Source organism: Acidovorax delafieldii 2AN (assembly GCF_000175235.1).
GTDB lineage: Bacteria > Pseudomonadota > Gammaproteobacteria > Burkholderiales > Burkholderiaceae_C > Acidovorax > Acidovorax delafieldii_B.
In genome coordinates this window covers 1-850 of record NZ_ACQT01000579.1, presented here as the reverse complement: position 1 = coordinate 850, position 850 = coordinate 1, and the positions used below count along the sequence as shown (strand labels likewise).

1 protein-coding gene is annotated in these 850 nt (G+C 69.8%); it reads left to right on the top strand.

Translation table 11 applies throughout. From position 1 onward, the window contains the following. Positions 1 to 35: 35 nt before the first annotated feature. The coding region (locus ACDELDRAFT_RS23165) for a protein-disulfide reductase DsbD domain-containing protein (RefSeq protein WP_005801742.1) at positions 36 to 850 on the top strand (815 nt) is incomplete at its 3' end.

Sequence of the window (850 nt, the reverse complement as noted above, 5' to 3'; positions counted from 1 at the left end):
ACCAACGGCCGCGCCGGCGCTCACACTTTGCAACCATGCCCTACCGCCTGCTCTCCCGCCTCTTTTTCGCTCTGCTTTTCATAGCTGCGAGCGCTTCATGGACGGGCGCAAGCGCCCAGTTTGGTCCCAAATCGGGCGCCAACGCCGGCAGCGTGGTCACCACGCCCCATGTGCGCGCCGAGCTCATGGCGCACGCGCCCGAGGGCGTAGGGCCCGGCCAGCCGCTGTGGCTGGGCCTGCAGATCACCCACCAGCCAGAGTGGCACACCTACTGGAAAAACCCTGGCGACTCGGGCCTGCCCACCGAACTCACCTGGACGCTGCCCGCCGGCCTGGATGCTGGCGACATCGCCTGGCCCGTGCCCCACACCATCCGCATCGGCACCCTGGCCAACCATGGCTATGAGGGCACCGTGCTGCTGACCGTGCCGCTGCAGGTGGGCCCCTCCTTCAAGGCCCCGCTGGTCGGCAACGGCACGGTGGATGTGCGCCTGCACGCCACCTGGCTGGTGTGCCGCGTCGAGTGCATTCCCGAAGAAGGCGACTTTGCCCTGCAGTTGCCCGTGCGCGGCTCCACCGCGCTGAATGCCGCCGCCTTTGCCCAAAGCCAGGCCGACCAGCCTGTGGCGCTGCTGGGCGACGGCCAGGGCAGCCAAGTGCAAGTGCAGGGCGATCGCCTGCACTTGAGCGTGCGCGGCCTGCCGGCGTCAGCGCGCGGCCAGACGCTGGCGCTGTTCGCAGAGACACCCGAGGTGCTGGTCCCTGCCGCCGTACCCGGCAAGGACTGGACGCAGGCCTGGAACGGCGACCTCTGGACGGCCGACCTGCCCCTCTCGCCACAACGCGGCGA